The following is a 26,983-nucleotide window of genomic DNA, read 5'->3' on the forward strand; positions in this document are numbered from 1 at the left end:
TTATGAGCACAAGCAACCAAAATAATTTATCGCCGGTAGAACGGATCAAACAAAGAAGTGATGCACTTCGCGGTACACTCAAAGAGAGTTTGCAGGATTCCGCTACCGGAGCATTGCGGGAAGATGATCAAAGCCTCGTGAAATTTCACGGAATGTATCAGCAGGACGACAGAGACCGCCGTGAAGAGCGTTCCGCCAAAAAGCTGGAATGGCTTTATTCCTATATGATCCGGCTCAGGCTTCCTGGTGGATTTTTAACCGGAGAGCAGTGGGAAGCCATGCACCATATTGCCGGAGAACACTCCACCGGTGTGATCAAGATCACCACCAGGCAAACCGTGCAGCTGCATGGTATCCTTAAATCGCATGTGAAGCCTACCATCAAAGCATTCAATACGATGAAGCTGGATTCCATCGCTGCATGCGGTGATGTGAACAGGAATGTGGTCTGCAATGCACATCCGAGGCAATCTGAGTTACACGAAGAAATCTTCCATTACGCAGACAAGATCAGTAAACTGGCTTTGCCGAAAACCCGGGCTTATTACGAAGTATGGCTGGATGAACAACCAATCCTCAACAAGGAGGAAGAAGCTGATCCATTGTACCAGGACAGATACCTGCCGCGTAAATTCAAGATCGGTATCGCCATCCCGCCGTATAATGATGTGGATGTGTTCAGCAATGATATCGGTTTGATTGCAATAGTGGAAAATGGGAAACTTATTGGTTTCAATATCGCGGCAGGCGGCGGTCTCAGCACTACGCACGGCAATCCCAACACATATGCCAGGCTGGCTACTGTACTGGGTTTTGTGGCAGGAGAGGAGAATACGCTCAAGGCAGTATACGAGATCATCACCATCCAGCGCGATTTCGGCAATCGCAGTGATCGCAAGCAGGCCCGCCTCAAATACACGATCGATAAATTAGGCGTGCCCGAATTCAAAGCTGAACTGGAAAAGCGTTGCGGATTTGCACTTGAACCTGAAAAGCCCTACGAGTTCACACAAAGACGCGATGACTACGGATGGTACCAGAACCATGAAGGCAAATGGAATTATACCGTATTCACCGAGAACGGTCGAGTACTGGATGATGAAAAACTGGCTATCAAAACAGCCTTACTGGAAGTGGCTAAATCCGGAGTTGCTAATTTCCGCTTCACCTGTAATCAAAACGTGATCATCAGCGATATACTTCCTGAGAATAGAAAAAAAGTGGAAGACATTCTCATCAGGTTTGGTCTGATCGCGCATACAGACAATGCTGGCGCTGTGCGCAAAAGCGCCATCGCCTGTGTGGCATTTAACACCTGTCCATTAGCGTTAGCAGAGGCACAGCGCTATCTTCCGACTCTCATCAGCAAACTGGAACCCGTACTGGAGAAACACGGACTTTCTGATGATGAGATCTCACTTCGCATGACCGGTTGCCCCAATGGCTGTGGAAGGCCCTATGCTGCCGAGATCGGATTGATCGGAACAGCTTATGGTCAGTACAACCTGCATATCGGCGGAGACAGGTATGGTTACAGGCTAAACAAAAAATATAAAGAAAACCTGGATGAGCCGGCAATTCTGAGTGAGCTGGATAGCCTGTTGGGCACATACAGCCAGCAAAGAAATAGCGGAGAAACATTCGGAGATTTTGCTATCAGGAATAATTGGGTTTAAAATAGTATCATGAGCGAATCAACTTCATTGAAAGATCAACTGCCTTCTACGGCTTCAGCCACTGAAAGCAATCATCTTTTTCCCGTTTTCCTGAAACTGGAATCGCTTCGCGTATTGTTGGTGGGGGCTGGAAATGTAGGACTGGAGAAGCTTTCAGCGATGCTGGGAAATGCCCCCGATGCCATGGTGACTGTTGTGGCTCCCACTATCGGTGAAGGAGTGCGTAAGCTGGCTGCGGATCATCCGCGGGTAGATTTGCAGGAAAGGAATTTTGAGCTTACTGACCTGGAAGCAAAAGACCTGGTGATTGTTGCCATCAACAACAAGGATATCAGCAGGCATATCTATGAAGCATCACGCTCTTACAATCTGCTGATCAACGTGGCGGATACACCCGATCTTTGTGATTTCTACCTGGGATCGATTGTACAGAAAGGACAGTTGAAGATCGCGATCTCCACCAATGGCAAATCACCTACTGCTGCTAAACGAATAAAGGAAGTACTCAATCATGCATTGCCTTCGGAGCTCAATGATGTGCTCAATAACCTGAACGCAGTACGCAGCAGGCTCAATGGAAATTTTGCAGAGAAAGTGAAAAAATTGAATGAGCTCACGAGGATGCTGGTGGAAGAGGGGGCTGAGAAAGACCGTAATTGGAGGAAGATTGCCACAAGGTCTTTGCAGGTATTCGCGTTGATGCTGATCGGCCATTTTGTTTTCAGCTATGTTCCCTGGCGCGGCATCCTGGATGGAACTGTTGACCTGTACAAAACACTGGAACCGAATTTTCCCATCATGTTGCTGGCCGGATTTCTGGCCCAGCTCGTGGATGGCGCACTGGGTATGGGCTATGGCGTAACAAGTGCCACCATTCTTCTTTCTGCAGGTGTGAACCCTGCTGCTATTTCAGGAAGTATCCATACAGCAGAAATGTTTGCGAGTGGGGCTTCCGGTTATAGTCATTATAAGTTCGGAAATGTAAATAAGAAATTATTCAAGGCATTGTTGATACCAGGGGTGATCGGCGCTATTCTCGGTGCAGTGTTACTGATCTATATGGGAGAGAAATATGCCGATTATATCCGTCCGGTGATGGCGGCCTACACGCTTTTCCTGGGTGTTCGTATTTTAACGAATGCCTTCCGCAAACCAAAGCCTCAGAAGAAATTCAAAAGATATGGTGCGTTAGCGGGGGCTGGTGGTTTCCTGGATTCCTTTGGTGGAGGCGGATGGGGCCCAATTGTAACAACAACGCTGATCACGAAGGGCCGCAGTCCACGTTTTGTGATCGGGTCTGTGAGCCTCACAGAATTCTTTGTGACACTCGCCAGCGCTTTCACCTTTTTTACATTTTTGGGAGTGAGCCATTGGCAGACCATTTTGGCCCTGGTAGTGGGCGGCCTGATTGCAGCGCCATTGGCGGCTAAGCTTGCGGGTAGATTACCGAGAAAGACAGCTTTTATTTTACTGGGCTGCCTTGTGATCATCTGGAGCGTGAGGATCTTAGTGAAAATATTGTAACATGCCTGAGAAGCATGTGGCTATGAATACTGGGTGTGCCCAGTCGCTCGCCTCCGGCCAGTGACTTATATTGGTTCGCCTCCGGCGAACACCGTGTCGCCGGAGGCGACAAAATAAAAATCGCTCGCCTCCGGCGAGTGATTGGGCGCCCCCTGAGCAAATCTGTATCTTTTTTCTCTGCACAAAGCAGGGATTTTTTTAGACCGTAATAGTCTACTAATTTGGTAGACTATAAAGCAATCAAACAACCAACACCAGGCAAATCAACATTTATGAGAAAGGATTCAAATCATTCCGGAACTTTTGCTTTATCCTTCAACAAGAGTGGACAGGAACAAACTGGCTGGAGAAGCCTGAACGTTTTACTGCTGCTTGTTTTCAGCTTACTTCTATTTACAAATCTGCATGCTCAGGAAAATACCATCATCGAAATCTCCGGTCAGGTGATCGATCAGCAAAAGAAAGAACCAATACCCGATGTAAGCATACAGATCAAGGGTTCCGTCAACGGCACCATTACCAATAACAGCGGTGCATTCATATTACGCACCAAACAGAAGCTTCCTTTCACATTAGTGGTAAGTTCTGTGGGTTTTCAACCGCAGGAACTGGAAGTGAAAAGTCTCGGCAGCAAGCTGCAAATAGAGCTCGTAACACAGACGGTACTCGGCAATGAAGTGGTGATAACCGCTTCACGTGTAGCGGAGAGCATTTTGAAATCTCCCGTGGCCATCGAAAAACTGGATATCCGTGCCATCCGCGAAACACCGGCACCCAGTTTTTATGATGCGCTCGAAAATGTGAAAGGTGTTCAGATGACTACCAGCAGCCTTACTTTCAAAGTTCCCAATACCCGCGGCTTCAATATTCCCAATAATTTCCGTTTCATGCAACTGGTGGATGGCGTAGACATGCAGGCTGCCACCCTGGGTGTTCCGCTGGGAAACGCCATCGGCCCCACCGAGCTGGATATTGCCAGCGTGGAGATCACACCCGGCGCAGCTTCCGCGCTGTATGGCATGAACGCTATCAATGGAATGGCCAACCTCATCACCAGGAGCCCGTTTACCCACCAGGGATTGAGCGTCTATCATAAAACGGGTGTGAACCATGTGGATGGGAAAGACAGGGACCTGAGCCTGCTAACGGAATCGGCTATACGATATGCGCATGCCTGGAAGAATAAGTTCGCATTCAAGATCAATGCCAGCTACCTGCGGGGAACTGACTGGGTGAGCAGTACAGCCACGGATCAAAATCCCAATAATCTCAATACTGCCAATCCAGCATTCAGGGAACTGAACGCCTCATCCAATAATCCTGCTTACGATGCCTGGAACCGTTATGGCGATGAGAACAACAATGCTGTTACCATCCAGGGGGTGACCTACAATGGCAGTCCGCGTACCTTCATTCTTCGCAGGACAGGCTACTGGGAAAAAGACCTGGTAAAGCCCGAAGTTGACAACCTGAAATTCGATGCTGCATTACACTATCGTATAACCGAAAATGCTGAATTGAGTTACAGCTACCGTTTTGGCAAGATGGATGGCGTGTTCCAACGCGGAAATAAGATCCAGCTGGACAATGTGATTGTACAAAATCACAAACTGGAACTGAAAGGAAATAACTACTTCGTGCGCACTTACGTAAGCCTCGAAAATACCGGCGACTCTTACAACCTGAAGCCACTGGCGGATAACCTTCAATTGACGCAATCATCAAATGCTGTTTGGGGCGATAAATTCAAAACAGCGTTGCAGGCTGCACTGGCCACCAATGATCTGGCCTCCGCCATGCGTGTTGCCCGTCAGGTTGCTGATGCCGGCAGGGGTGAGCCAGGCACACAGGCATACAATGATCTTTTCAACCAGATCATCCGGATCAATAACTGGGACCATCAGAATGCAGGAATTGCCGGGGCTCCTGCAACCGGTGGCGCCTGGTTGAAACAGGAAAGCCGGGTTTATCATGCAGATGCGCAGTGGGACCTCAGCAACAAGATCAAATTGGTGAACCTTCTTGTAGGCGCTGATGCGCGCATTTATGAAGTGATCCCGGACGGGAACAATTTCGTTGATTTCTCCCGGCCGCTTACTGAACGCAACCAACCTGTGAAACCCGGATCGGATGATTTTGGTAAGAATGTTTATTATAAGAAATACGGCGCCTTTGTGCAGGCCACAAAAACCTTCTTCAATGAAAAACTGAAAGCATTCGTGTCGCTTCGTTTCGATCATAACACAGCATTCGATCCAAAATTCAATCCACGTATAGCGTTGGTGTATACGCTTTCCGAAAAACACAATTTCCGTGCGTCTTTCCAGAATGGTTTTCGCTTCCCAGCATTGTTTGAAGCATTGTCGTTCGTGAATAACGGTAATGTGAGAAGGGTAGGTGGGCTGAGCTATATCAATGATGGCCTGGGTTACCTGGAGAACTCCTATACACTCAGCTCTGTGAATGCCTTCAATGCTGCATATAACAAGGACCGCGATCCATCGCTTCCTCCCAAAACAGTTGATCCTGCGGCTGCGCTGAAGAACCGTGCATTGCTGGAAGTAACGGCCCTGAGCCCCACAAGACCAGAGCGTATCAATTCTTTTGAAGCTGGTTACAAGAGTGTATTGGCAGGCAATAAGCTGATACTCGATATCGATGCTTATCTTAATGAGTATGATGGGTTCCTCGGGCAGGTGGAAGTGGCTGTACCTACCAGTGGCAAGATCAATACCGATGCTGGCGTGACAGATATGGTGGCTGATAACAGGAGTAAGCAAACGCGCTATCGTGTTTACACCAATGCAAAGAACAAATATCGTAACTATGGTTCATCACTGGGTGTAACCTGGATTGCGTATAAGAAATTCACCATCGGTGGTAATGTGAATTTCAACGATATCGTTTCCAACAAAACAACGGATGTGTTCATTACGGGTTTCAATACTCCGAAATGGGTGACCAATCTGAGTTTCGGCAATCGTGAAGTGGTGAAGAATATTGGATTCAATGTAGTGTGGAAATGGCAGGATGCTTTCTATTGGGAGAGCCCGCTGGCCAATGGCCGCGTGTCTGCCTACAGCACTATCGATGCGCAGGTGAGCTTCAAATTGCCCGGGCTGAAAACCACTATCAAGGCAGGGGGCGCAAATATTTTGAACAATCGTTATATACAATATGCAGCGGGCCCAACTATCGGCGCATTATTTTATGCAGCGATAACTGTAGATGGTATACTGAACTGAGTTATTTTAGCGGTTCAATTTGAACTATATGCGAATAATTTCTATCACGACCCTGCTCGTCATGGCACTGACTACCAGCCTGAATGCTCAAACGAAAAACAAGATTTCGGATAACCAGGTCTGGCTTGCTTACATGAACCAGACCCGGCTTTCCAACAAATGGGGTTTCTGGGCCGAAGCGCAGCTCAGAACGAAAGAAGATTTCTTTTCCAATTTTTCTACAGGCATTGCACGTGTTGGTCTGACCTATTACGTGAACGACAATACGAAGATCACGGCGGGGTATGGCTATGTGCATCATTTTTCAACCGGAGGGAATCAGAGGATCGATGTTCCGGAACATCGTCCCTGGCAGCAGATCCAGTGGCATACTAAGTATGGTGGCAACCTGCGCGTGATGCAGTATGCAAGATTGGAACAGCGGTATCGCCGTAAATTAGAGAGCCCGGATAAACTGGCCGATGGATATCATTTCAACTGGAGGGCGAGGTACAGCTTCCTGTTGCAGGGACCAATCGGTGCAAAGCCGTATGAGCCCGGAACATTCTCCTGGATATTGAATGATGAGATCCATATCAACTTCGGAGAGCAGATCGTAAACAATTATTTTGATCAGAACCGTTTCTTTGCAGGCTTTGCTTTTCATACAACGAAATCCGATCAGGTACAATTTGGTTATTTGAACCAGTTCATTCAATTGCCGGAGGGAAATAGTTACAGGACCAATCATATTGCGCGTGTGGCTTATTTCCACAACCTGGACCTGAGGAAGAAATAGGACATTCCATAAAAGCGAAGAGGGCGTCACAAGTACGCCCTCTCTTTTTTATGGTTAAACTGCAAAGCTTAATGAGGAAAATGGTTGCCGTACTGTTTGATCAGTATCATATCCATCCAGCTTCCGCGCATATTCCTGGTAACGAGTTTTCCGTTGGGATCGAATAAAAGACAGGCGGGAATGCCGTTGATCCTGTATTCTTTTGCGATATCGCTTTTGAATGCAGCCTTTGCCACCAGCTGTGGCCATTTGTTCTCCAGTTGTTCTTCTTTGATGGCTTTGATCCACGCATCATGTTTTTCATCAAGTGAAACACTGACTATATCAAATCCCTGGGGGTGATATGCTTCATACGCTTCTTTGATATGCGGGATGTCCGCACGGCATGGGCCGCACCAGGATGCCCAGAATTCCAGCAGCACATATTTTCCCTTGCCAGCAAATTCACTGATCTTCCGGTCTTTTCCATCTATATCCTGTAAGGTATAATCCAGGAGGCTGGAACCGATGGCAGTCTTTTTTGTGATAGCGGCCTTATCCAGGAATCCTTTGTAGAAGGGGCTTTCAGAAGAGTATCCTTTAAAATGGGAAACCAGTTTGTCGATCTCCGCGGTGGTGATATTGCTTTGATTTATCCCTTGCATAGCAATGAAGGCTAGCAGGTCGGAAGGTTTGTTCTTTCCAACATACTGCATGATGTAAGCAGTTCGCTCGTTGGAAACTTTATCGATCTTGCTTACAATGTCGATACCAGTTTGCATCGGCCCTTTCTGTTTTCCTTTGCCGGGATTGAGATAGGGAATATAAGCTTTCATGAATAGTGAATCCCTTTCCTTATCGAATACACATTTACGTGTATAGTATTTCAGGTAAGCATCATGAAGAGGAGAGCCGGAAATGGTAACGCCGTCTGCAAGCGCCCCGCTTTCCCGCAATTCATAAGATTGTTTCAGTCCATCGAGGTTTCCGCTGATCTGAACTGTGCCTTCAGATGCCATGAGGTTGAGTCCTTTGCTGCGATAGGGCTCTTTTTCGTTCTGAAGGATGATTGACAGGAACCGTGGCGATGTTAGTTTGGTATTGAATGAGAACTGCCCGTTTGTAACCACTGCGCTATCGATCATATCGGAGGATACGTCTGCGTATTTCAGGTAAACTTTCTGGCCATCAGTTGTACCGTTAATTTGGGCTTTGATCACCAATGGCGCTGAGGTCCTGAATGCTGCAATGCAGATCAGGATAGCGAGTATTGGAATCGAAAGGTATCTGGTCATGGGAATTTTTTTATGTGGATTATTAATTATTTGCGGAATCTGAAACCATCCAAACAGAAGTAAGATGGCATGTCTGGATTGGAAGAGGTTACAGTGAATACCAGTTTATTCACTTCGCCCAGTCCGCTCAGCGTTACTTTGTTCCAGTTGTCCATCACAAAATTCCAGGCAGGATTGGATGGAATTACATTGGGTTGGGCAGCCAGGTAGAAATCAACGGAGCCCGTTATTTTAGTATCAACAAAGCCAGTAACAGTTAATTTGATATTGGCTTTTGCATAAGCTGCATATGCGGTGGCAGAGTCTGCTTTTGCCTGCTCTTCTGTTTTGTTGGCTGCCCTGGCGGCTTCAGCTGCATCATGGCCTGCTGCTCTTTTACCCAGCACTTCTTCTCCGGATAATCTTTTCACGATTGTATTATTGGGCCCTGGCAAAAAGAATATACCGTACATACCTGTAGCAGTATTCGGATTATTCGGATTGCGCACTTTGGAGCCGGTGGTACTGTATTCCTGAGTTGTTGCGTTGAAGGTGCCGGAGAAAATGGAGCCATTGGCTGCCAGCAGGTACTGGTAAGTGTTATTGGCTGCAAGGATATGTTCCACTACTTTGGGTTGTGCCCAGGAGATGCTGGCCTCGCCGCCATCGGTATTACCCACCAGGTAAGTACCGGTTTGAGTGGGGGCGGGTGCAGTATATACTGAAAAGATAGTTGAATCGATGGCTGCCTGCCGCTGAGGTCCGCTCAGTGCGGGATTGCCGAAGGTATAACTGAGGCTCCAGGGATAGGACCTCCAGGTTTTAGTGGAAATGGCGAATCCTTTGAAGCTGCCGTCTGATTCTTTTTTTACATTGATAGTGATCTTACCAGATCTATCGTCACCTGCTGTGAATGGCGCGTCGGGGATCTTGTAAGTGAGCCTGCCCGGATCAAGTTCTTCAAAATTGATATCAGTCGGGTAAGGCAATAGCATTTCTTTTTTTTCATCCGAGCAGGATGTGAATGCAAGCGCTACCAGGAACAAACTGCTGTATAATATTTTTGTACGCATAGAAATTCGAATTTTAAGCGATTACATGTCTGGGTTTTGTTTCATTAATTTGTTGTTGGTGGCTTCTGCATCCGGAATCGGCCAGCAGATCTTGTTTTCCTCCAACGTTTTGTCTTTGATCACTTCAATCCAGCGTTTGCCCTGGCTATTGAACCTGAGCGATGCAAAGAACTCACTGCCGTTCTCGATGAAGTTCTCTGTGAAGATCTCCCTGAACAGGAGGTTCATGAAATCATCCATGGTGGCTGCGCTCAATGGAGGTAGAACCGGGTTGGTCCTTTTGGAACGCATTTCATTCAATGGCGCCAGAGCATCATTTACCGAGCCACCGGTACGGGCAATCAATTCTGCTTTCATGAGATATAATTCAGGAAAGCGAAAATAGTAGGCTGCATATTTCTCATCGTTTACTGTTTTCCCTTCGATAGCGCCATAGCGCGCTACTTTTTTAAAAGTATGCCGGTAGGTATTATCCCAGGTTTCTCCTGCTCTTACAGGGCCTGTTACAACAGGCCAGCGGGGATCTTGCAGGAACCAGTCGAGCCCAAAGTTTAAACCCGCCGTGAGTGTGGCATTGGGTGCAAGCGGAAGAGTAGTGCCCGCTATCTGAGACAGGTAGTAGGTATAATAATATCCACCCTTATTAGTTCTGGTGCCATCATTTTCGAGGTAGCGTGCAAACAGGCATTCTTTGGAATCCCATGATTGTTTGTACACTTCGGCCAGGTCGGCTTCCATGGTAAATGCGGCTGCATGATTCTGCAGCACATCATTCACCAGGGCAAGCGACTGGTTCAGTTCCGTAGCATTGTTGCGATATCCACCCCTGTACAGTAAAAGTTTTGCTTTCAATACCTGTGCAAATTCTTTAGACACGTACCTGGAGCTTTTGAAGGCTGGTAAATTGGCGATAGCAAAATCCAGGTCTTCAAATATTTTCTGGTAAGATTCTCCCACGGAGATCCTTGCCTTCTGAATGTTTTTCAGGTTAATCACTTCATCTCTATACAAGAGTCCATACTCATCTGCATCGTCAGCCCACCAGTGGCAATAGTTCCAGAGGATATTGGAATGTACCCAGGCGCGAAGGCAACGGCCTTCTGCCACGAGCATTTTCTTTTCGTCGTCCGAAATGATGGAAGAAGAGAGAGCATCGATGCCATTCACAGCAAAATTGGCCGCATTCAGGCTTTTGTAGAAGCTTGTCCATGGCTCAGCGCTTGTTCTGCTCAATTGCGTATAGGCCATATCGTAGTCGGAAACTACCCATTTTACGAATCCAGATTTAGAAGCCTGTGCGATATAGGTACTGCCGGCCCAGTTATCTCCCTGGAAGGTCGCATATACGCCACCGATAGCAGCCCTGGCTTTGCTGAGACTGGTGATGGCATTGTCATCTGTGAGTGCGTAATATGGTTTTTCGTCGAGGAATTTATTACAGCTCACAGATCCTGTGGCCAGCGTGGCGAGTAATATATGATAGATGGTCTTTGTCATTAGTAGTGAGTTTGGTATTTCAATTTCAGTTTTTGAACTGCGCCTATTTGAAAGTGAAGAGTACAGCAAAGTTGAAGTTCCTGGCAGACGGATAGGTGCTATTGTCTACGCCCATTCCTGTACCGATGGCAGAGGAAGACCAGTTACCCTGTGGGTCGAATCCGGGATATTTGGTGATGGTGAAGAGATTGGATGCCTGGAAAGAAAGATCGATGCCCTGGATTACCCAACTTCTGAAGAGATTGGATGGAACTCTGTACACCAGGTTGAGTGCATTCAAACGAATATAGCTTGCATCATACAACCAGAAATCGGAAAAAGTTCCGTTGCCGCCATCACCGTAGTGCGTCATGCGCGGAATGATGGCATCATATGGGCTTAGCAAGGTGGCGCTTTTACCGGCAATCTTGTTGGCGTGATTGTAGTTGCCTACATAACCCACATCATCCATCGGCATTTTCCATAAACGCTTATGTCCATACGCGTATGTGAAGGTAAGGTTCACGCGGAATGCCTTATAGTTGGCAGTAACTCCGAAGCCGCCATAGTATTTTGGGTCTGCACTTCCGAGATAAGTACGGTCATCGGCATTGATCACACCATTGCCATCCTGATCAATGAAGATAAGATCGCCTGCATTCTCATAATTAGCGCGGTAATTGGTTTGTCCGCCAGTAGCGCTTCTTCCTTTTAGTGCAATCACTTCTTCAGGGGAAACAAAAAGCCGTCCGGCTGTTTTGTATCCAAACCATTGACCGGTTCTTTGCCCTTCCAATGCTTTCATGTAAACAGTGTAGGTGCTGGGAAATAGCAATTCTTTCACCACTCCGTTTATTTTCATGATGCGGTTGATATTGGTGGAGGCATTTGCATCTACCTGCAGGTTGAAGTTTTTCTTTTTGATCACATCGGCCGTTACATCAAATTCAACACCGTTGTTTTTCACGGAACCTACGTTGGAGCTGATGCTGGCGAAGGAAGAGCTGGGTGGCAGGGGTTGGGAATAGATCAGGTGATTGGTGACTTTCCGGTATACTCCAAAAGTGCCACGGATCCTTTCATCCCATAAGCCGAAGTCGATCCCGAAATCAGTAAGTTCTGCTTCTTCCCATTGCAGTTCTGTGTTGCCAACTGAGCTGGGAGCGATTGCCGGGATTTCATTGTACCGGCTGGAACCTACATTTGTTCTCCAGTCGTAATTACCGAGGTTCTGTGAACCTGCCAGACCGCGGGATGCTCTCAGTTTGATATAGGAAATGAAATTGCTGAGTTTGGATTTTTTGAAGAATTCTTCTTCTGTTATGATCCACGCAACGGCAGCTGAAGGGAAGGTGCCCCAGCGTTTATCCGGGCCAAAACGGCTGGATCCATCGCGGCGGATGGTCCCAGAAATAATATACCTGTCCTTAAATTTATAATGTGCCCGCGCATATTGCGATAAAAGTGCATTACCGCTCTTGTTTTCGGTAAGTGCCCCGCGTACAGCGCCTGATGTGAAATTGTTCAGTACATCATCGTCCGGGAAATTGGTGGCCGTCATCCCGAAATTGTTGGCGGAATATTTTTCCATGGAAAAACCCGCCATAGCTGTGATATCATGATTGCCCCAGTTTTTTGCATAGGTGAGTGTATTCTCCCAGCTATTGGTTGTATTCTTTGAGTCGTCACGCGTTCTGGTGCCATCATAATTGAAAGTACTTCCTCTCCTGGTATAGTTGAGGTTTTCTCCTTTTACAAACTGGGTGCTGTATGCGGTTCTGAGTACGAGGTTCTTCATCAGGTCCAGTTCCAGGAAAAGCTGCCCGATAAATGCCTGTGAATTGGTGTACCTTGTATTCTTCAATGTAGTGTATGGATTTTCCGTATAAGCATCCCTGGTGAATATTGTACCATCTTCATTATAGGGTGGAATATCCGGCCGGATCTTTTTCAGTACACCCAGCATATAGTCCTTATCGTCTACCTGCCTTGAGTTACCACTCATATTCAGGCCGAACTTGATGCCTTTGCGCAATTTGGCTTCGAGGTTGATGCGTCCGCCAAAGCTTTTGGCATCGCCCGATTTTATGATGCCTTCTTCTTGTTTATGATTGAGAGAAACATAGTAAGCGAGGTTTTTGGCGCCGCCTCTCAGGCTCAGATCATATTGTTTGTTCCAGGGGTTATGCGTCATTTCTTTTTGCCAGTTGGTATTGCCTTCGTAGTAGGCGCCGGGCAGGATCTGGAAGCTGTTCTTGTCAAACTCACTGGAGTTGGTTTGCATGAAAGCCTGTTCATCCAGGTAGAGGCGTGTGAAGTAATCAAAAGCGCCTCTTCCGAATGCCTCGATCCTGGCGGCTCGATCGGCAAAGCGTTTGTATTCTTCCGCTTCCATGTATTTGTATCCATTGAAGTTCTGCACCTGCAGTCCCCAACGTGTAGTAAACTGGATGGCAGGTTTTGCGCCTTCTGCGCCTCTTTTGGTAGTTACAATCACAACTCCGTTGGCGGCTCTTGATCCATACAGGGCTGTTGCTGATGCGTCTTTCAGGATCTCGATGCTTTGCACGTCGTTGATGTTGAGATTGAAGAGAGTGTTGGAAATATTGCCGGAAGATGTTTGTGAATAATCGGGAACGCCATCAATGACCCACAGAGGTTGGTTGCTTCCGGAAATAGAAGAAGCTCCCCTGATCACTACGCTTACGGGAGAGGAAGGGGAGGCTGATTGTATATTAACATTCACACCCGCAGACCGGCCCTGGATAAGGCTTTGGAGCGAAGCGCCCATAGGAGCATTCTTAATGTCCTGCGTACTTATGCTGGAGATGCTGCCGGTGATATCCCTTATTTTGGATTTGCCATAGGCAACCACCACGGTTTCGTTCATCTGTGATACTGCCGGGCTGAGGTTGATAGTTACGTTCAACTTCCCTTTCAGCTCTACCACAGCAGTTGCATATCCCACGTATGAAACAATGAGCGTTGCCTTACTGTCTACATTTTTGATTGTGAATTCTCCCTCGAAATTGGTGATCACTGAAACGGGGCTTCCTTTCACCTGAACGGTGGCGCCCTCAAGAGGCTTCCCGGTTATTGCGTCATTGACAAAGCCCCTGATATCCGGCAGCACTTCTTCATTGATTTCATCATTTCCGGGGAGATGCAGGCTGATCCTGGGAATATGAACGGGTTGGGCTCTTCGTACAACAATAATATTATTGACAATGGAAAAGCTAAGGGGTTTGTCTTTGAAACAGTATTCCAGTACATTTTTGAAATCTTCATCCTTTACCTGAACGTTCACCCTGTTCATATTGTGCAGGAATTCATCGCGGAAAAAGAATTGGTAATTGGTTTGCCTGGTTATTTCTTTAAAGACCTGTTCCAGTGTGGAGTTCTTCAGGGAAATGGTCACCCGCTGAGCATGCACTGTGGCCTGTGCATACAAGCAGGTACTCAGCAGTAGTACAGTGGTCAATCTCATAATGCGAAGAAATGAATGGTTAATCCGCCAGCGTGCAAGTCTGGCAGGGAAACTGCAGGAAAGTTTCATACTTTTGCTTTGTTTTGGTTTATAATTGAAGGATGCTCAAAAAACTTCAGCAATAGCCAAATCGCTACCAGAGGCGCCACTAACGCTTCTGGTTTTTTTATTGCCAAAGGAGTCCGGTTCTGCTGATATTGCTATGGTAGTATGGTAATCTGCTTCCCTTCTATTTGTAATTTTACATCGCTCAGCTCCAATATCTTTACTATCTGGGAAAGAGTAAGATTTCTATTTAAGCGGCCGGAAAAAGTAGGTAATGGTTTTACTTTATTCGCGGGTAGTTGTGAGATGTCCACTTCAACGTCGAACCAACGGCCTATCTGACGCATCAGTTCTCCGAGATCTACCTCCCTGGTATAAAAATATCCGTTCTTCCAGGCTGTGGCTTCATCAGTATCCACGTCAACTATTTCCATCTGATTATTTACACGGTTCACTTTTGCCTGTTGCCCGGGTTTAAGTAATTCCTTTTTTACGGGAAGCTGAAGGCCTTTACCAGTGTGTGTTTGTAACCCCTGTACCTGAACGGAGCCATTGATCAGTGTGATCTTTTTCAATGGCTCGTCTTCATATACATTCATATTGAAAGCAGTTCCCAGCACCTGCACTTCCTGCCCACTACCTTTCACTATAAAAGGTCTGGTTACATCTTTCTTTACTTCAAAATATGCCTCGCCTGTAATTGTTACTATCCGCTCGTTGTTGGGGAAAGCAACCGGGTATTTGATACTCGAAGCAGCATTCAGCCAAACAGTAGAGCCATCGGGTAACACAAGTTGGTATTGTCCTCCCCTTGGTGTACTCAGTATATTGTACTGATTGCTCCTATAGTTGTTTTCACCTGCCTGTGAATACTCCAGTCTGCCTCCATTCTTATTGACCATTATCCCGCTGTCGACAGCAATCTTTCCGTTGCCTGCACTATCAAGTATGATATTGCTTCCGTCTGCCAGCACCAGAACAGCTTTATTTTTACCGGGCTGAAAATCCGGAGTTGCTGCAATTTGAGTTGTTTTGACAGGTTCAGTTCTTTTATTATTGAACCAGGTCCAGGTAGCTGCGGAAAGCAATACCAGTATGCTGGCGGCAGCTGCCCAATACCATTTGCGTGATCTGAGCTTCACAACTTTCTTTTCTGGAGCAGGGAAAGGAAGTCCGATGGAATAGATCTCCCTGCTGAGGATTTCCTTGCAAAGGCTGTTCCAGTATTCATGATCATAGGGAATGTCATCTGAGGCTGCATTCCTGTTGCCATGTGCGGCTATGGATTCCGTGATCAGATCAGAAAATTCATATCCCTCGTCGGAGCGGATCCACTCCATCAGCATAGAATAATCATCAGGAGTTGCTTCTTGGCGGAATACTTTTTCCAATATGGCTTTTACTGCTTCCTTGTTCATTATGGGTAGTCTGATTCAGTAGACACGCGGGTGAAGGGAAAGTCCCTATAGAAAAAAATTTGTTTCGAAATAAACCAGGACCAAGGGAAGATACACTCCTTTTTGTTCCAGGAATTGCCGGATCGAACCGGAGGCGCGGGTAAGCGTGTTCTTCACGGTTTTGGGCGCCAGCCCGAGGCTGTTGGCAATTTCATCGATCTTCAAACCTTTTTCGCGACTTAGCAGATATATTTTTTTTGCCTGGGGAGGAAGGCTATCGATGGCTTGTTGGATGAATTTCCTGGTTTCATTGAAGAGGAGCAGGGAGTCAGGAGATTCTTTCAGGTTTGCAGCGGATACATCATCTGGTATAATAGCCAGCCTGGGCTCTACCTTATTTCTCAGGGATTGTTTTCTCAGGAAATTGAAGCACTGGTAATAAACGACGGAGAAGATCCAACTGCGTGGATTTTGAACATCTGTAAGTTTTTCACGATGGACCCAGATGCGAAGGAAGATATCCTGCACCAGGTCAGGCACCACTTCGGGAGTTCTGGTAAGTGTAGCAATGACTGGCCTTATCTGGGGAACATACTGATGGAAGAGTTGTATGAAAGCCGATTCATCACCATCCGCAATTCGCACGAATAGCTCTTTGTCGATATCGCAGGTTTCCGTTCTCAAACAGTCGGGTTTGGTTTCATTGGTTGGGCTGAACCGGCTGATCAATTGCCGGCATGTTATAAAATTACCAAAAAAAGAGGAACAGCTTATCAAGCTGCGAAGTTCAGTTATTAATTTTTCATCAGGTGAATAGTGATATTATCGATATTGTTTTTTCAACCAATTGTCCAATGCGGCCGAGATCAGTTTCCCTTCTACCATGAAACCATCGTGGCCATATGCGGAATCGATCTCTATCAGGGAAGCGTTGGGCAATTGTCTTTGCATGAAACGCTGTTCTTCTACGGGGCAGAGGATATCGCTGCTGATGCCGATGATGAGTGTGCGTTGTTGTATCTGCTGAAGCACTGCTTCCACATCGCCTTCACGGCCGCGACCAAGATTGTGCGTATCCATTGATTTGGTAAGGCTCCAGTAGGAAAATGCATTGAATCTTTTTACCAGTTTATCTCCCTGGTACTGGATATAGGAGGATGCCCGGAAATTATCGAGCTTGGAGTGATCGGGATCTGTCTGGTGTTTCACCATGATGCCGTAGTTCCGGTAAGTGAGCATTCCCACTGCGCGGGCGGTTTTGAGGCCTGCTGCGCCTGCGTCCGGACGTTCTTCTTTCCAGGTGGCATCCGTTTCTATGGCCAGTCGCTGTGTGGTGTGCACAGCAATGCCCCAGGCGCTTTCGGTGGGGCTGGTGGCCAGCAGGAAAAGCTGGTTGATCACCGATGGCTCGGCAACGGCCCATTCCATGGCCTGGTAGCCACCCATACTGCCGCCCATGAGGAGGTAGATGGATTGGATGCCCAGGTGTTGACGAAGGAGGATATGCGCCTTCACCATGTCCCGGATGGTAATGAGCGGGAACTGGTGGAAATAAGGCTTTTCTGTGCGGGGATCGATGCTCAGCGGGCCTGTAGTGCCGTAGCAGGAGCCGATGATATTAGCACAAACAATAAAGTATTCGTCGGGATTGATCAGTTCTCCCTGGCCGATAACACCTTTCCACCAGTCGGCCACATCAGAATTGGCCGTGAGGGCATGGCAGACCCATACCACCTTGCTGTGGGGCTGCAGGGTTCCATAGGTATGGTAGGCAATAGTGAGCTCCGGCAGTTCCTGTCCGGACTCCAATGTAAACGGTTGGTTAAAGTGAAAAGTCTGCATTCGGTCAATACTGATTCAGGTTGCAAAGTAAATGCCTGCATGAATTACATTTGCAAAAATCTTTACCATGATAAAAATTGAATTGGAGAGGGTAAAAGGCGATTACGGTTTTGAAGCCAGGGACGCATATGGTCATACCGTTCATATCGATAACAGCACGGAAGGCGGCGGATCCGATTTCGGGGCCCGTCCGATGCAGTTGCTGCTGATGGGCCTGGGAGGCTGCAGCGGTATCGATATCGTTTCCATTCTCAAGAAACAGCGCCAGAACCTGGAAGGATTCTCTATGAAGATAGAAGGAGAGCGAGAAGCAGGAAAAGAACCCTCACTCTGGGCCAATGTGCATATTGTTTTTGAACTGAAGGGCGAGATCGATCCGCAGAAAGCCTATAAGGCTGCCGAACTTTCCATGGACAAATATTGTTCAGTGGCTGAAACCCTCCGCCGCGCCGGCGGTTCACTCAAATGGTCGGTTCGTGTGAATGATCAAAACATCCAATAAAATCAACGTATGTCCCAACATCCCATAACGAAGGCAATCCGTATCCAGACAGAGCGCACCAATGAAATGGAACATAGCACTCCCATGTTCCTCACCAGCAGCTTCTGCTATGATGATGCAGAAGAAATGCGCGCCACTTTTGCCGATGAAACCGACTTCAATATTTACAGCCGGTTCAGCAATCCCAATGTAAAGGAATTCACCGATAAGGTTTGTGCACTCGAAGGCGCGGAGGCTGGCTATGCCACTGCATCCGGTATGAGCGCCATCTTCGCCGGCTTCATGGCGCTGATGAAACAGGGAGACCATCTGCTTGTTTGCAATGCCATTTTCGGGAGTACGCATACTGTGATCACCAAATATCTTCCCAAATTCGGGATCGAGTATACTTATTTCGATGCGGGCAAGCCAGAAACCTGGGAAGCGCTGATTCGTCCGAATACCAAAATGATCTTCGTGGAAACGCCCACCAATCCTGGGCTGGACCTGGTGGATTTGGAGAAGGCGTCTGCCCTCGCAAAAAAATACAATCTTCTTTTCAATGTAGATAACTGTTTTGCCACGCCGATCGGGCAGCGCCCCATTGAATTCGGAGCCGACCTGGTGGTGCATTCCGCTACCAAGTGGATGGATGGACAGGGGCGCGTACTGGGCGGTGTGATCGTAGGCCGTGCAGACCTCATCAAAGAAATTTACCTGTTCTGCAGAAGCACAGGACCATCATTGTCTCCCTTCAATGCCTGGGTGCTCAGCAAGAGCCTGGAAACCCTGGACGTGCGCATGGAACGCCACGCTTCCAATGCACTGACCCTGGCACAGAAATTAGAGCATCATCCTGCCATTGCTTCTCTGAAATATCCCTGGTTACCCAGCCATCCGCAACACGAGATCGCTAAAAAGCAAATGCACAATGGCGGTGGTATCGTTTGTTTTGAGCTGAAAGGCGGACTGGAAGCCGGCCGCAATTTCCTGAACAAACTCAAAATGCTGACGCTGACGGCCAATCTGGGAGATACAAGAAGCATTGCATCGCATCCTGCCAGTACTACGCATGCCAAGCTCACCGATGCGGAGCGTGCAGCAGTGAATATAACGCCGGGGCTTATACGAATTTCAGTTGGATTGGAAAAGGTGGATGATATTCTGGCGGATATATTGCAGGCGCTGGAAGATTGAGTTTTACAAGGTGTGCCCAGTCGCTCGCCTCCCGGCGAGTGACTTCTGTTTGCTCGCCTCTGGCGAGTACTGTGTCGCCGGAGGCGACGGAATAATCGTCACTCGCGGGGACGCGAGCGACTGGCGGCTGCGAAATAAAACGTAACACCATGAAGAAGCAGAAACTCGCAAAAGTGGTGAGAAGCTATGGAAAGATCATAGCGAATAACAGCCGGAAAATTCCGGGTGGCTTTGATGTGGGCCTGATCCATGATCTGAGGGTGGCTTATAAGAAATTGCGGGCTTTTGTGAGGCTGATGCAGGAGGAAGTACGTTCATTGCAGATACCGGATGATTTGAAATTGCTATATCGGTCCTGCGGCACCGTTAGAGACCTTCAGTTGGTGATTGAAAGACTGAAAGAATACAAAGAAGAAATTCCAGGTTTCATAAGAGGATTGCATCATGAGCTGTTCACGGCAAAGGAGTTGCTGGTGCTGCATATTGAAGATATTGCGGTGAGGAAGTCTGTGAAGGAGATTGAAGAAGGGCTGCCAGCTGAACTCACTGAAGAGATGGTTCGGCAATTCATTCAGCGGAAGGTGGCTACAATTCATATACTGTTGCTGGCGCTGGAACATGAAGAGGAATTGCATGCAATTCGCAAAGTGCTGAAAGATCTGGTGTATGTGAAGAAGATCCTGGAGTCAGACCTTCATTTTAAATATCCATTTTGGGAATGGAAGAATGATGCAAAAATGGAATCGCTTACCACGCAGTTGGGTGATCTGAATGATGCGCATATTGCGCTGAATTTTTTCGATGCGAAAAGAATAGAAGAAGCGCCGCCTGAAGAGAAGACAGCACTGCAGCAAATCCGTCAACAATGGGAGGAAGAGAAAAAGCAAAAGATGATTGACGCCATGGAAGCAGTAAGAAGCCTTGATAATTTCTTCAAACCAGCCTCCGGCTGAACATTACAATACTTTCTCCATCTGCATGCTCCTGGACCCTTTGATGAGCAGTATGGTATGCTCGAAATTTTGTTGGACAAGCCACTCTTTTGCTGCAGTTGAATTTTCAAGGCTGATGAAGGGATGTTCCAGTTTCCTGAAATCCCAACCTACCAGTACTACCGCTTTCCAATCATATTTTTTGATGAGATCGATGATCTGCTGGTGTTCCTGCAGGCTTTCGGGACCGAGTTCCATCATCCCGCCGAGCATCAATACTTTATCATCCCCCTTTAACGAGGCGAAGTTCTCGATAGCGGCTCGCATGCTGCTGGGATTAGCATTGTAGGCATCGAGGATGAAACTGTTGGTGCCGATTGTCATTAATTGTGAGCGGCTGTTGCCGGGCGTGTAATTTTCGATGGCTGCTTGAATGGCTTTATTGGTGACGCCGAAATATTGCCCAACAGCTACAGCCACCAGGATATTCGGAAGGTTGTAAGCGCCCACCAGTTTCGATTGAATGGTGAATGGCTGTCCGCTGGTAATATTCACGGAGAGAAAGGGCTCGCTTTGCGCCACATTACCTGTCAGGCCGGCGTTGGCAGTTCCGTATTTGATAATGGAAGGAATGCCCTGGCTCATCGTTTGCAGGTAATCGTAATCCCACATTACGAAAGCGGTGCCGTTATTGGCGCGCAGAAAATCGTACAATTCCCCTTTTCCTTTTCTTACTCCTTCGATGCCGCCGAACCCTTCCAGGTGTGCTTTGCCCGCATTGGTGATAATGCCGTGAGTGGGCAGGGTATATGCGCAATAACTTTCGATCTCTTTCTGGTGGTTGGCGCCCATTTCTATCACGGCCATCTCCGCGTCTGGTTTGATACGCAGGATGGTGAGCGGCACACCGATATGATTATTGAGATTGCCCTGGGTAGTATAAGTTTTGTATTTCGCCGCCAGTACAGTGCTTACCAGTTCTTTCGTGGTGGTCTTGCCGTTACTCCCGGTAATGGCGATGAATGGAATATCAAATTGTTCCCGGTGGTATTTGGCCAGGTGCTGCAAAGCAGAGAGAACATCCTCCACAATGAGTATGCGCTCATTGGGAGTGGCAGGTGGTTCGTCTACGATAGCATATGCTGCTCCCGCCTCCAGCGCGGCCTGGGCGAAATCGTTGCCATTGAAATTGGGTCCCTTCAATGCGAAGTAAAGGTCTCCGGCTTTGAGAGCGCGGGTATCTGTTTGCACGGAAGGGTGCTGCTGGTATATTTTGTATAATTCGGGGATAGTGATCATAAGAAAATACGATGGTAGCAAATGTAGGAAATAAAAAAGCCGTCCTTTCAGACGGCTCTTTTATTATCTTAAATGAACTTATCTTTTTCTTGTGTTCTGCCTCCTGGTGGGGTAGTCGATACCAGTTTTGCGGCCGTTGCCTTCAGGGCTGCCTACGCGATCCATGGCGCAACGGAATCCAACAGTGCTGCTGGCCTGATCTTCTTCCATGTAGCGGCGTGTGCCGGGAGAGAGCCAGTAAGCGCGGTCGTTCCAGCTACCACCTTTGATCACACGGGATTTGTCGGAGATCAGGGTAGTAACACCATAACCGTATTTAACACCCAGGAGCAGTGAGTCACCATCGAGGTAGTTGATCACGTTTGCTTTCTGGTAGTTACGGCGTGTTTTGCTTTCTTCATCTGTCGCATAAACGCGTTTTACGCGGCCGAGGGAATCTTTTTCAAATTCGCCGTCTTTATTCTTGTAATCGTTTTGATAGTAGTTACCACGATAAGGAGAAACGTCATCGTTATCCACTGAGTTCATCGGGCGATAAACGTCGGCTACCCATTCGTTCACGTTACCGGACATATTATAAAGACCGAATGCATTGGGGTAGAAAGATGTTACCGGTGCGGTGTAAACGGCACGGTCGTTCAAACCACCGGCCACACCCATGTTGTCACCATTGCCTCTCTTGAAGTTGGCGAGGAAGGTACCCTGCCAGGCGCCGCGGCGTGTATCACGAAGTCCGTTCACGTTCTGGCTCCAGGAGAAAACCTGTTTGTTGGTGATCAACTCCTCACCGCGCTTTCCTTCTTTGCGGCTGGGGCTTGGGTTCTGACCAACGAGGCCGAGGGCGGCATATTCCCATTCAGCTTCTGTTGGGAGGCGATAGTTGGGAAGCAGGATGCCGTCTTCAAAGGTTACTGTAGTTCTCGGAGTTCCGTTGGGGTTCTTCAGCGGGTTCTTCTTGGAACGAACGGAATTGCCGGGAGTAGGGGTAGTCAGACCCATGAGGTAAGACTTTGTATTGAAGCTTTCGCTACCCTGCCCCTGAATATTTTTCAGTGTGGTTTTGTTGATGAATCCTTTCTGTACCAGGGCCAGCTCGTTCACGCGGTCGGAGCGCCAGAGACAGAAATCGTATGCCTGTTTCCAGGTTACGCCCACCACGGGGTAATAATTGTAAGCCGGGTGGCGGAAATAATACTCAACCAAAGGCTCGTTGTAGGCCAGCTCACTGCGCCAAACGAGTGTGTCTGGCAGAGCGCCTTCGCGAACAGCCAGGTATTCGTCTGCATCAAACACATTGTTGATCCAGTACAGATATTCGCGGTAGTGGATATTGGCTACCTCGGTACGATCGATATAGAAGGAGTTAACCGTCTTACGGGCGGGAACGTTGTTCCAGTCGCTCATCACATCTTCTTCCGTAGCGCCCATCATGAAGGTACCACCCTGAACAAACACGAGGCCCGGGCCGGTATGTTGTTCTTTCTCGCGGGATACCTGGTATCCACCTTGTTCCTTGCTGTTGTATGCCCAGCCGGTCACATCGGATTTACCCGATTTCTTGGCGTCGTTCTTACAGCTGGCTACAGCAGCGGCGCAGGTTGCCAGGATGAATAGGTTTTTCAAGTTCATTTTAGATAGCTTTTATGCCTTTTGGTTCAATTAAGTTAAACGCAGATGCAACGCAAAAATTGTACACTTTCAGTATAAAAAATGCAAACTTTTTTACCGTTCAGGCAGGTTTTTATTAACAGGGTAACAATTTTTCAGGGAACAGTAACCTGCGATTGCGAATATAGGCCATTTCGATCTATTTTTGATCAGATGTGCCGTTGCTTCACATTCCTGCTCAGCCTGTTATTACTGCTTATCCAGCCTCCCCGGTTACTGGCCCAGCGGACCTATGCACCGCATTCGGTACTCGCTTCCGGCAATTGGTTTAAAATTGCCATTCCCGGCCCGGGAGTATACCGGCTGGATATTCCCTTCCTGCAAACACTGGGCCTGAATCCGCAGGGTATGCCCTCCGGCTCTGTCCGGCTTTACGGTTATGGGGGAGGAATGCTCCCTGAAGACCCTGGTGCTCCCCGCCCCGACGACCTGCTGGAAATCGCCCTCTGGGCCGAAGATGGAGGCGATGGCGTACTGGATAACAATGATTACCTGCTCTTCTTCGCCAATGGACCCCACCAGTGGGTCCCGGATGCCGCCAACCGCTCTTTCAGGCATGTAAAGAACCTTTACAGCGAGCAATCTTTTTATTTCCTCACTGTTGGAGGTACCGGAAAGAGAGTGTCTGTGCAGCCAACCACCGGAGCTCCCAACACTACCATCCGCAATTTCTCAGAAAGATATTTCTATGAGCTCGATTCCGTGAATATCCTCAGCAGCGGAAAAGACTGGTTTGGTTATGATTTCTCCGAAATACCAGGGAAATCACTTCGTCACACATTTTCCGTTGATCTTCCCGGCCTTACCCCTGCCAGCGCCCTCTTCCGCGCCAGGTGCATTTCAAGATCATTTGGAAACGGCAGCAATTTCAGTTTCGTCCTCAATGGAAATCCCATCCTCAACATGAACATGCCGGCAGTGCCTACAGGACCATACGATCTTTTTGCACAGACCGTTGAGGCAAATACAAACTTTTTTCCATCGGGTGGCGGTCTGAGCGTAGAAGTCGCCTACTCTCCCGGCAGTGCCAATGCACAGGGATGGCTTGATTGGTTCGAGGTCCTCGGCACGGCCTCTCTCAGCTTGCAGGGCAGGGGGCAGTTATTGTTCAGGGACTGGGCAAGTGTGGGAGCGGGCAATACCGGTGAGTTTTTCGTGGACCAGGCCGATGCATCCACACAGGTCTGGGATGTTACCGATCCTGCCCAACCAATTCGTATGAACAGCGGCGTTAGTGGGAGCGCTGTCCGATTCATAAATTCCTGCAGCCAGTTAAAGGAATATGCCGCCTTCAAACCCGGTGGCCTGCTAACACCCGTCGCTGCAGGCAGGGTGGTTAACCAGGACCTGCATGGGGCAGATCCTGTGAACATGCTTATCATCTCTGATCCCGGAATGACAGGGCAGGCGCAGCGGATCGCGGATTTCCACCAGCAGCGTGATGGTATCAGCAGCCGGATCTTTACACCAGACCAGGTGTATGCAGAGTTCTCTTCCGGCATTCCAGATCCTGTTGCCCTGCGTGATTTCGTGAAGATGTTCTACGACCGTTCGAATGGCAATCCATTGGCAAGGCCAGCCTATTTGTTATTGCTGGGAGCTGCTTCTTTCGATTATAAGAACCGCATCACCAACAATACCAACCTGGTTCCTGCCTGGGAAAGCGGCGTGTCGTTGGAGCCGCTCGGCACCTATACTTCCGATGATTTCTTCGGCTTCCTGGATGATGGCGATGATATTGCACAGCCCGGTGTTCACCTGCTGGATATCGGCATCGGGCGTATTCCCGCCTCCAATGAACAGGAAGCAGCCCGCTATGTCAACAAACTGATCGCATATACCTCACCGAAAGCACTGGGGCCCTGGCGCAACGAACTCAGTTTTGTGGCAGATGATGAAGATGGCAACCTGCACCTGCAGGATGCGGAAGTGATCACGCAAGCCGTTCAGACCACCAACCCGGTTTTCAATACAGACAAGATCTATCTCGATGCCTACCCGCAGGAGAGCGATGCCGCAGGCGCCCGCTATCCCGCCGTGAACCAGGCCATCAGTGCAAAGATGTTCAGCGGCAACCTGATCTGGAACTACACAGGACATGGCAGCAACAGGAGGCTGGCGGAAGAAGCAGTGCTGGACCAGGACATTGTGAACAGTTTCAACAATGCAGATAAATTACCGCTCTTCATCACAGGCACCTGTGATTTCGGTTCGTTCGACAATCCGCTGATCAGCTCACTGGGTGAGGACCTGCTGCTGCGTGAAAAAACAGGGGCCATCGCTTTAATGACCACCACGCGGCTGGTGCAGAGCTTCAGCAATCGCATCATGAACCAGAACTATCTTTCCACTGCTTTGCAACAGCAGCCGGATGGGAATTACCTTAGGTTGGGCGAGGCCGTGAAACAGGCCAAGAACCTGACCTATACCAACAATTCCGATGTGATCAATAACAGGAAATTCACGCTCCTGGGGGATCCTGCGCTGCGCCTTGCATTCCCTCAACAAAAAATAAAGGTGACGCAGGTGAACGGTAATCCGCCGGGAGCCACGCCGGATACGCTCAAAGCACTCTCTGAATACACCATCAGCGGGCAGGTTACAGATGCTGCCGGGACCCTGTTGTCAGATTATAACGGAACCGTATATCCGATCGTATTCGATAAGCCCCAACCAAAACAGACCCTGGGCAATGATCCCGGCAGCCAGCCTGTAGCCTTTCTCACACAGCAGAATATGCTGTTCAAAGGAAAGGCAAGGGTGACCAATGGCCAGTTCAGTTTCAGCTTTGTGGTACCCAGGGATATCAATTATCAGTTCGGGAACGGGAAGATGAGTTTTTACGCTGAGAATGGTCAAACTGATGCCAATGGCGCGTTCAGGGAGTTCATCGTGGGAGGTTCGGGTACGGGCACAGGTGATAAGGAAGGCCCGCATCTGCGTGCCTGGCTCAATGATGAGAAGTTCGTAAATGGCAGCATCAGCAATGCCAGTCCAATACTGTTGGTGAAACTGGCAGATTCTTCCGGTATCAATATTATGGGAACAGGCATCGGGCACGACCTGGTGGCCATCCTTGATAATGATCAAAAAAAGACTTTCGTACTCAATCAGTTCTATGAAAGCGAAACGGATAATTACAAAAGAGGGATCGTAAGATTCCAGTTGCCTGAAATGGCGCCGGGACCACATTCACTGGCGATCAAAGCATGGGATGCCGTGAATAATTCAAGCGAAACGATCCTCGAGTTCAGGGTGGTCAACGACGCAGAATTCAGTCTGGAACATGTTTTGAACTACCCGAATCCGTTCACAACAAATACTCATTTCTGGTTCAACCATAACAGACCCGGTGAGGAATTAGCGGTTACTGTTCAGGTATATACCGTATCAGGCAAGCTGGTAAAAACACTAAAGCGTACAATATTTTCTACCGGAAACCGTTCGAGTGAAGTTAATTGGGACGGACGAGATGAATTCGGCAGTAAGATCGGAAGAGGGGTGTATATCTACCGCCTGCAGGTGAAAACCCAGGATGGAAAAATGGCTCAAAAATTAGAGAAATTGTATATATTGTAAGATGTATTGATTTTTCGTTTTCTGAAAATCA

Annotated in this window: 17 protein-coding genes; 8 read left to right on the forward strand and 9 right to left on the reverse strand. The window is 48.1% G+C overall.

Features of this window, described 5'->3' with window-relative positions; all coding sequences use genetic code 11:
* Nucleotides 1–2 precede the first annotated feature (2 nt).
* The 4 genes from cysI (at nt 3) to D9Y29_RS13125 (ending at nt 7,223) form a co-directional block, all read left to right on the forward strand.
* Nucleotides 3–1,676 carry an assimilatory sulfite reductase (NADPH) hemoprotein subunit gene (gene cysI / locus D9Y29_RS13110; RefSeq protein ID WP_127128790.1) on the forward strand — a complete coding sequence of 558 codons (1,674 nt, stop codon included), beginning with the start codon at nt 3–5 and terminating at the stop codon, nt 1,674–1,676.
* A gap of 9 nt (nt 1,677–1,685) precedes the next feature.
* Complete coding sequence (locus D9Y29_RS13115; protein WP_127128792.1) at nt 1,686–3,200, forward strand: TSUP family transporter; 1,515 nt, start codon at nt 1,686–1,688, stop codon at nt 3,198–3,200.
* 272 nt (nt 3,201–3,472) lie between these two features.
* Nucleotides 3,473–6,445, forward strand: coding sequence for a TonB-dependent receptor (locus D9Y29_RS13120; RefSeq protein ID WP_127128794.1), 2,973 nt, complete (start codon nt 3,473–3,475; stop codon nt 6,443–6,445).
* Between the two features lie 28 nt (nt 6,446–6,473).
* Nucleotides 6,474–7,223, forward strand: a complete 750-nt coding sequence (locus tag D9Y29_RS13125) for a DUF2490 domain-containing protein (protein WP_127128796.1) — start codon at nt 6,474–6,476, stop codon at nt 7,221–7,223.
* 68 nt (nt 7,224–7,291) lie between these two features.
* On the opposite strand, the gene D9Y29_RS13130 is transcribed toward D9Y29_RS13125, so the two are convergent.
* From D9Y29_RS13130 to metX, 7 genes are all read right to left on the reverse strand, one after another.
* Nucleotides 7,292–8,497, reverse strand: a complete 1,206-nt coding sequence (locus tag D9Y29_RS13130) for a TlpA disulfide reductase family protein (RefSeq protein WP_127128798.1) — start codon at nt 8,495–8,497, stop codon at nt 7,292–7,294.
* A 26-nt stretch (nt 8,498–8,523) separates the two neighbouring features.
* Nucleotides 8,524–9,549: a DUF4465 domain-containing protein gene (locus D9Y29_RS13135; RefSeq protein ID WP_127128800.1), complete on the reverse strand. Its 1,026-nt coding sequence runs from the start codon at nt 9,547–9,549 to the stop codon at nt 8,524–8,526.
* Between the two features lie 21 nt (nt 9,550–9,570).
* Entirely contained in the window at nt 9,571–11,046 is a 1,476-nt protein-coding gene (locus tag D9Y29_RS13140; RefSeq protein ID WP_127128802.1) for a RagB/SusD family nutrient uptake outer membrane protein, read from the reverse strand.
* 43 nt (nt 11,047–11,089) lie between these two features.
* Entirely contained in the window at nt 11,090–14,512 is a 3,423-nt protein-coding gene (locus D9Y29_RS13145) for a SusC/RagA family TonB-linked outer membrane protein (protein ID WP_164735396.1), read from the reverse strand.
* 200 nt (nt 14,513–14,712) lie between these two features.
* Nucleotides 14,713–15,975, reverse strand: a complete 1,263-nt coding sequence (locus D9Y29_RS13150; protein WP_127128806.1) for a FecR family protein — start codon at nt 15,973–15,975, stop codon at nt 14,713–14,715.
* Nucleotides 15,976–16,020: 45 nt separating this feature from the next.
* On the reverse strand, nt 16,021–16,638 hold the full coding sequence (locus D9Y29_RS13155) for an RNA polymerase sigma factor (RefSeq protein ID WP_164735397.1): 618 nt from the start codon (nt 16,636–16,638) through the stop codon (nt 16,021–16,023).
* A gap of 138 nt (nt 16,639–16,776) precedes the next feature.
* Nucleotides 16,777–17,796, reverse strand: a complete 1,020-nt coding sequence (metX, locus tag D9Y29_RS13160) for a homoserine O-acetyltransferase MetX (protein ID WP_127128810.1) — start codon at nt 17,794–17,796, stop codon at nt 16,777–16,779.
* Nucleotides 17,797–17,863: 67 nt separating this feature from the next.
* On the opposite strand from metX, the gene D9Y29_RS13165 reads away from it, so the two are divergent.
* The 3 genes from D9Y29_RS13165 (at nt 17,864) to D9Y29_RS13175 (ending at nt 20,427) form a co-directional block, all read left to right on the forward strand.
* Nucleotides 17,864–18,298: an OsmC family protein gene (locus tag D9Y29_RS13165; RefSeq protein WP_127128812.1), complete on the forward strand. Its 435-nt coding sequence runs from the start codon at nt 17,864–17,866 to the stop codon at nt 18,296–18,298.
* Nucleotides 18,299–18,307: 9 nt separating this feature from the next.
* Nucleotides 18,308–19,474: a trans-sulfuration enzyme family protein gene (locus D9Y29_RS13170; RefSeq protein WP_127128814.1), complete on the forward strand. Its 1,167-nt coding sequence runs from the start codon at nt 18,308–18,310 to the stop codon at nt 19,472–19,474.
* A 149-nt stretch (nt 19,475–19,623) separates the two neighbouring features.
* A complete protein-coding gene (locus D9Y29_RS13175) occupies nt 19,624–20,427 on the forward strand; it encodes a CHAD domain-containing protein (RefSeq protein ID WP_127128816.1) in 804 nt (267 codons plus the stop codon).
* Nucleotides 20,428–20,430: 3 nt separating this feature from the next.
* On the opposite strand, the gene D9Y29_RS13180 is transcribed toward D9Y29_RS13175, so the two are convergent.
* Complete coding sequence (locus tag D9Y29_RS13180; RefSeq protein WP_164735398.1) at nt 20,431–21,705, reverse strand: UDP-N-acetylmuramoyl-tripeptide--D-alanyl-D-alanine ligase; 1,275 nt, start codon at nt 21,703–21,705, stop codon at nt 20,431–20,433.
* Nucleotides 21,706–21,783: 78 nt separating this feature from the next.
* Entirely contained in the window at nt 21,784–23,334 is a 1,551-nt protein-coding gene (locus D9Y29_RS13185) for an SUMF1/EgtB/PvdO family nonheme iron enzyme (protein WP_127128818.1), read from the reverse strand.
* Between the two features lie 192 nt (nt 23,335–23,526).
* Here D9Y29_RS13185 and porU point away from each other — a divergent pair, with 192 nt between their 5' ends.
* Nucleotides 23,527–26,952 carry a type IX secretion system sortase PorU gene (porU, locus tag D9Y29_RS13190; protein ID WP_164735399.1) on the forward strand — a complete coding sequence of 1,142 codons (3,426 nt, stop codon included), beginning with the start codon at nt 23,527–23,529 and terminating at the stop codon, nt 26,950–26,952.
* Nucleotides 26,953–26,983: the final 31 nt, after the last annotated feature.

The sequence above is a fragment of the Pseudoflavitalea rhizosphaerae genome, from assembly GCF_003991355.1.
In the GTDB taxonomy this organism is placed as follows: domain Bacteria; phylum Bacteroidota; class Bacteroidia; order Chitinophagales; family Chitinophagaceae; genus Pseudobacter; species Pseudobacter rhizosphaerae.